Here is a 6,788-nt window from a genome sequence, read left to right as displayed (position 1 = left end):
CCGCGCCCAGCAATGGCACTTCGCCCACCAGCTGCTCCGGGCGATCGGCCAGCGCCTGCAACAGCGCTACGTAGTGGCCCGCCATCCTCTCTATCGTCTGCGCTTCGAACAGCTCCGCCGCGTAGATCAACGTGGCTTCGACCTGCCCCGCTCCGGTTTCGCAGGTTTGCAACGTGAGTTCGAACTGCGCGGCGTCTTCATCGAAGTCCAGGCGCGCCACGGATACACCGGGCCAATCGGCCAACGACCGATGGTCGCGGCGCAGGTGGTTGAACATGACCTGGAACAGCGGACTGGTGCTCAGGCTGCGCTCGGGGCGCAAGGCCGCGACCAGGTGTTCGAAAGGCAGGTCCTGGTGCGTCTGTGCACCAATGGCGATGCCGCGAGCGTGTTCGAGCAGTGCCGCGCCATCCATGCGGCTGTCCAGCCGGGCTTTCAGGACCTGGGTGTTAACGAAAAACCCGACCAGTCCTGCTGTTTCCGTGCGGTTCCGGTTGGCGAACGGCACGCCCACGCGGACATCCGCCTGCCCTGTGTACCGCTGCAGCAACGCAAAGAAACCACCGAGCAGCGCCATGAACAAAGTCGCGCCCTTGGCCTGGGCGGTCCGGCGCAGCGCAAGCAACAGTGCATCGGGCAAAACCATGCGGTGCTGCGCAGCGCGGTAACGTCCATCGCTGCGGCGTGGCCGGTCCGTGGGCAGGGAGAGCGCCGGTTGCTCCCGTCCCAATTCGGCGCGCCACCATGCCAACTGGCGTTCGCCTTCGCCACTGGCCAGCCATTGCGCTTGCCAGGCGGCATAGTCCGCGTATTGGATGGGTAGCGGCAGCAGCATGGGCACCTGCCCTTGCGAGCGGGCGGCGTACTGCACCGCCAATTCGTCGAGGATCACCTGCACCGACCAGCCGTCCGAAATGATGTGGTGCATGACCACCAGCAGCTCGTAAGCCCGCTGATCACGGTGGATCAGCAGCACCCGCATCAGCGGTCCGGTGCCCAGATCGAAAGGCGTACAGCGCAGTTTCTGGATCGCATCGCTTCGGCGAGTCTCTTGCACCTCGGGTGAAAGACCACGCAAATCCAGGACCGGCAGATCGATGGGCACTGCAAGTTGCACGCACTGTTCGGCGCTTCCATCGGCAGCTTCTTCGAACACGGTGCGCAGCGATTCATGGCGCTCGACCAAGGCATGCAAGCTGTCGCCCAGCGCCTGCCGATCCAGTGCGCCATCCAGGCGAAGCCCGCCGCTCACGTGGTACGCCGTGCTGGCGGGGTCGAGCCGCCATAGAAACCACATTCTTTGCTGGGCCGCCGACAACGCCGCACGGCCGGGTGCGCTGCGCGCCACGATGGCCTGCAGCGATGGCACGGCGGGCGTCACCGCCTGCGCGGCGCCCCGCAGCCGCTGTTGCAGTTGCGCGCGCTGTTCCGGCGTCAAGCCCGCGCGGCGGGCAGAAAGGTCTTGGGTTTCAGGCATGGATCCGTCTTGAAAACGTTGGGTCAGGCAGCAGCGGACAGCGAACGGGGAGCGCCCGCATCGGTATCCGCTTCAGTCGCAGCGGCAGGCGCAACGGCCGCGCTGCGTTCGATGTCGTCGATCAGGCGCGCCTCGACCAGCAGCGCCAGCGCACTCAGCGTGGGCGCTTTGAAGAAAGACGCAGGGTGCAGCTCCACGGCATAGGCCTTCCGCACCCTGGCCAGCAACTGGATCGCCAGCAGCGAATCACCGCCCAGTTCGAACAAGTTGTCGTGCACGCCGACACGGTCCATGCCCAGCATGTCCCGCCAGACCTCCGCCAAGGCCTCTTCCAAATCCCCATCCGGTGCCACATAAGGGGTCTGCAGTACCGGGCGGGGATGCCGGCTGCGGCCCGGGCCAGGCTGGGACGCCGGTGTGGACTCGATCAGTTCCAGCATGCCGTTGTCGATGTCGCCAAGGCGCTGAGCCAGATCGGTGGTCGAAATCACCACCTGCGCGTGCTGGGGGCCATTGACGATGCGCTCCAGGGCGCGAGCACCCTCGGGGCCGTCCATGCCCACGCCGGGCGGGAGCACCAATCCGGCCGCCATGCCCAGATCGCGCCAGGCATCCCAATTGACCGAGACCACTGGGCAACCTGCGCGCTGCTCCAACGCCGCCACGGCGTCCAGATAGGCATTGGCGGCGGCGTAGTCACTCATGCCCAGCCCTCCCGCCATGCTGGAAATGGAGGAGCAGAGCAACACGAAATCCAGCGGCTCGCCACGCACCGCGGCCAGCAACGCCTGCGTGCCGGCCCGCTTCGGCGCGAACACCTCTTGGGCCGCCGCACTGCTGCGCTGCGCGATCATCCCGCTGTTGGCATGCCCTGCCGCATGGACAACCCCATTCAAGGGCCCGAACCGTTGGTGGGCTTGCGAGATCGCCGCCAGCATTTGTACGGGGTCCGCCACGTCGGCGGCCAGCGTAAGCACGTCGCCTCCCAAAGCTTGTATCGCTTTCAACTGCGCCAGCTTCTGGCGAAGTTCGGCAGGCTGGGTGGCGTCGGCGATCAGTCCGTCCCACCGATCCGGCGAGGGGACCGGGGTGCGCCCCAGCAGGACCAGACGGGCCTGCCAGTGCTCCGCCAAGTGCTTTGCAACAGCCAGGCCTACGCCTCCCAAACCTCCGGTGATCAGATAGACGCCACGCGACCGAAAGCGCGACGTCGTTGCCCCATCGCTGCGCGGCAATGGCCCATAGGCAGGCCGCCACACCTTGCGCACGCGATACGCCAGCAATGGCTCGTTGCGGCGGCGCTGCGCATCGGCCACCAGTTCGCGCACCAGCCAGGCGGTGCCCGCGATGCCTGAAGGCAGAACCAGGTCGGTTGCACGGCAATCGATGTGCGGATACTCCTGGCCGATGACTTTACACAGTGCGGCCAGCATGCTGTTTTCAGGGCACAAGGCATCGGCGCCTGACACATCGGCCATCTGATTGGCGACCACCCGCAGGGCGATTGGCCGCTCGCCGCTCGGTGTCGCATCGTGCATGGCTTGCACGATGGCCAGGAGGCTGAAATACCCGTGCTCCAGCGCGGCGTCGGGTGCAACATCGGCCGGGCCGAGTGCCCAGAGGTGATGGACCTCCACCACGGGTCCATGCGCTGCCTGAACCCGGGCCAGCATTTGAGCGTGATCGGCCCGGTGATTGCAACGCACGACATGGTGCAGCGGGCCCATCGGGTGACTGGCTGTTCCCCGCTCGACCAACACCACCGCGTGTCCCGAAGCCGATCGCTGCCGCAACGCTTGCAGCAGGCTTTTGCAGAAATCGCTCTTGTCACCGAAAACCAGCGTGCACTCTCCGGATCGCGCCTCGGTGACCGCCACATCGGCGGGAGGAATGGCCTCCCAGCCAGGCAAGTAAAACGGGCCATCCGCCACCGGTGTGCGCGGCGTGGACGATTGCCCTGATGCCGGCGCATCCACCCAATAGCGCCGGCGCTGGAACGCGTAGCCCGGCAACGCAAGTCGGCGGCGCTGTCCCGTCGGATGAAAGGCAGCCCAATCGATGGCCACGCCCGCACACCAAAGTCCCGCCAAGGTCTGCGCCATGTGACGTTGGTTGTGCGCCCGCTGCTGGGGGTGCGCCTGGCTGGACCAGATACCGGCGGCGGTGTGGGCGAAAGGATGCTGGCGCGCCAGTCCGGCCAGCGTCTCTCCAGGGCCCACCTCCAGCAGCACCCGGCCGGGAGTCTGGAAGACAACGCCAAGCCCATCGGCAAAGCGCACCGTCCCGCGCAGGTGCCGGGCCCAGTAACTCGGATCGGTGGCCTGCTCCGCGGTGATCGGCTGACCGGTCACGTTCGACAGAAAAGGAATGCGCGGTGCGTGGCGCGGCACAGCGCTGACCGCCTGCTGCAAGGCCACCGAAATGCCTTCGGTCATGGCGGAGTGGGAGGCCACTTCGACATGCAGACGGCGCGGCAGATGCTGGCGGGCGACCAGGGCCTGCTCCGCCGCCTCGATGGCTTTCAACGGCCCCGCCAGCACGCAAAGCTGTGTGCCATTGACTGCGGCGATGTCGCAACCAGCCGCGACGAAGGGAGCCAGTTCCGCTTCAGGAAGCGCGATGGCAGTCATGGCACCGGCTGGAAGCGACTGCATCAGCCGGCCCCGCAAAGCCACGAGGTGCAATGCATCCTCCAGAGCGAAGACGCCCGCCAGACAAGCGGCCACGTACTCGCCCAGGCTGTGGCCCAGCAGCAGGCTGGGCTGCACGCCGCGAGACATCCAGAGCCGCGCCATCGCGTACTCGACGACGAAAAGTGCAGGCTGCGTGAACTCGATGCGCGCCAGCTGGGCATCGGCGGCTGCCTCCGCGCCGTCTGCGGGGTACATCAACGGCAGCAAATCCAGCCCCTCGGCTTTCTGCAGAACCTGACAGCAGCGATCGACCTCTTCCCTGAAAACCGGCTCGTTACGGTACAGGTCTTGCCCCATGTTGGCATGCTGTGTGCCTCCACCCGGCAAAAGAAAAACCAAAGCGGGCGGAGCATCTGGCGAATGCGCAGGGTGACGGAACGCGCCTTCGGAATTCAGCAGTTCCTGCACAGCGGATGCCGTGCCGTCGCTGACGATCGCCGCACGCACCGGCAAGGTACGGCGCCCTGTCTGCAAGGTGAACGCCACGTCGGCCAAGGGGGTTTCGCCCTGGGAACCCAGATGCTCACCCAGCGCCTGTGCCGCCTGCCGCAATGCCTGAGGGCTTTTTGCCGACAACGGCAGAACGTGCCACCCGGCAGGCGGCTCTACTGGGGCGGACACTGCAGGCGCCTCTTCCAGCACCACGTGCACATTGGTGCCACCGATGCCGAATGAGCTCACCCCAGCGCGTCGCGGCACACCGCCCCGCGGCCAGGGTTGCGCCGTGGGGTTGACATAGAAGGGACTGTTTGCGAAATCGATCGACGGGTTGGGTTGCTCAAAGTGCAGGCTGGGCGGAAGGGTCTGGTGCTTGAGCGCCAGTACCGCGCGGATCAGCCCCGCTACGCCCGCCGCAGCGTCGAGGTGGCCGATGTGGGTCTTGGCCGAACCCAGGGCGCAGAAACCCTTGCGTTCGGTGTCGGCGCGGAAAGCCTGGGTCAGCGCCGCGACTTCGATGGGATCGCCCAGGACTGTGCCGGTGCCATGCGCCTCCACATAGCCGATGGTGTCGGCAGCCACACCGGCGATCAACTGAGCAGCGCGGATCACCTCGGCTTGTCCGTTCACGCTGGGTGCGGTGAACCCGACCTTGTCCGAACCGTCGTTGTTCATGGCCGAGCCCTTGATCACCGCGTGGACCGTGTCCCCATCCCGCAAGGCATCTTCCACGCGTTTGAGCGCCACGATGCCGCAGCCGCTGCCGATCACCGTGCCGCCTGCGCGCGCATCGAACGCGCGGCAATGCCCATCCGGCGAGAGAATCGCACCGGGCTGGTATCGATAGCCATCTTCCTGCAGCAGGTTGAGCCACACGCCGCCAGCAAGGGCCATGTCGCAGTCCTGGCCCAGCAAGGCCTGGCAGGCGGTATGCACCGCCACCAGCGAAGTCGAGCAGGCCGTCTGCACCGTCACGGCAGGCCCATGAAGATCGAGCTTGTAGGCCACCCGCGTGCAGAGCGAACTGCTGGCATTGGCGCTCAGCAAGCCCAGCAGTTCGGCAATGCCGGTGTCTTGGCCCAGATCGAAGGCGGGCAGCAGATGCCGGATCAGATACAGGTGGGGGCCTTCACCCGCGTACACACCCACTTTGCCCGGCCAACGCTGCGTGTCGCAGCCTGCATGCTCCAGAGCCGCCCAGGCGCACTCCAGAAAAACGCGTTGCTGCGGATCGAGTTGTTCGGCCTCACGCGGCGTGTAGCCGAACAGCCCGGCATCGAACTCATCGGCGCCTTTGAAAGGCACTCCGGCTTTGACGTAGTCCGGGTCATCCAGGAGCGATTGCGGTATGCCGCGCTGGCGCAGCACCTCGTCGCTGAAGCGCTGAACGGCCTCCGTGCCCGTGTTGATCTGGCGCCAGAAAGCGTCCACGTCATCGGCTCCGGGAAATCGGCCGGCCATTCCGACGATGGCGATCTCGATGCCGGTCCATTCCGGATGGGTTTGTGTATGGGGCATCAGTTCACTCTTTCTGCGGATTGACGGCGTTGGATCAACGCGGCGCGTTGGCGCAATGCGCGGTGGTCGGCTTGCGCAGTCTCTGCAGGCGCTGCCGATGCGCCTTGATGGATGCGGCGCGCCAAGGCCGCGACCGTGGGGTATTGAAAAAGCTGCACCAAGGGCAGCGAGACCTGGCAACGAGACTGGAGCAACCGGTGCACGCGAACCAGCAGCAAAGAATGGCCACCGATGTCGAAGAAGTGGTCATTGCGCCCGACGCGCTCCAGGCCCAGCACCTCGGCCCAGATCGCAGCCAGCGCCTCTTCGATCTCCCCCTGTGGCGCCTCGTACCCTTCCCCCGCCCCGAACTGCGCCGCAGGCAGCACCTTCCTGTCCACCTTGCCGTTGGCATTCAGCGGCAGCCCCTGCAGCACCACGGCCACCGCCGGCACCATGTAGTCCGGCAGGGCCTGCCCCAGCCGCTCTCGCAGCCAGGTGGCATCGATCCGCTGTGCGCCCGCTTCCTCCGCGCGCCCGTGCTTGTGCCCATGCTCGTGCAGCGCCACGTACGCCACCAGCCGCCCGCCCTGCTCCACCACCACCGCCTCCCGCACCTCCGGCTGCCCCAGCAGTTGCGCCTCGATCTCCCCCAGCTCGATCCGCAGCCCGCGGATCTTCAC

General features: G+C 66.4%; 3 protein-coding genes. All 3 read right to left on the bottom strand.

The features are described 5' to 3' along the window. Window positions 1-1,477: condensation domain-containing protein (locus AVHM3334_RS23095; protein WP_284415791.1), on the bottom strand; the 1,477-nt coding region annotated here is incomplete at its 3' end. 23 nt (window positions 1,478-1,500) lie between these two features. After that, complete coding sequence (locus AVHM3334_RS23090; protein WP_284415790.1) at window positions 1,501-6,126, bottom strand: type I polyketide synthase; 4,626 nt, start codon at window positions 6,124-6,126, stop codon at window positions 1,501-1,503. Beyond that, window positions 6,126-6,788 (bottom strand): phosphopantetheine-binding protein (locus AVHM3334_RS23085; RefSeq protein ID WP_284415789.1); only part of this gene is annotated, 663 nt, incomplete at its 5' end. The genes AVHM3334_RS23090 and AVHM3334_RS23085, both read right to left, overlap by 1 nt.

The sequence above is a fragment of the Acidovorax sp. SUPP3334 genome (genome assembly GCF_030159055.1).
Taxonomy (GTDB): Bacteria; Pseudomonadota; Gammaproteobacteria; order Burkholderiales; family Burkholderiaceae_C; genus Paracidovorax.
Note: the sequence above shows the minus strand (reverse complement) of the source record. Positions and strands in the feature narration are given on the sequence as shown.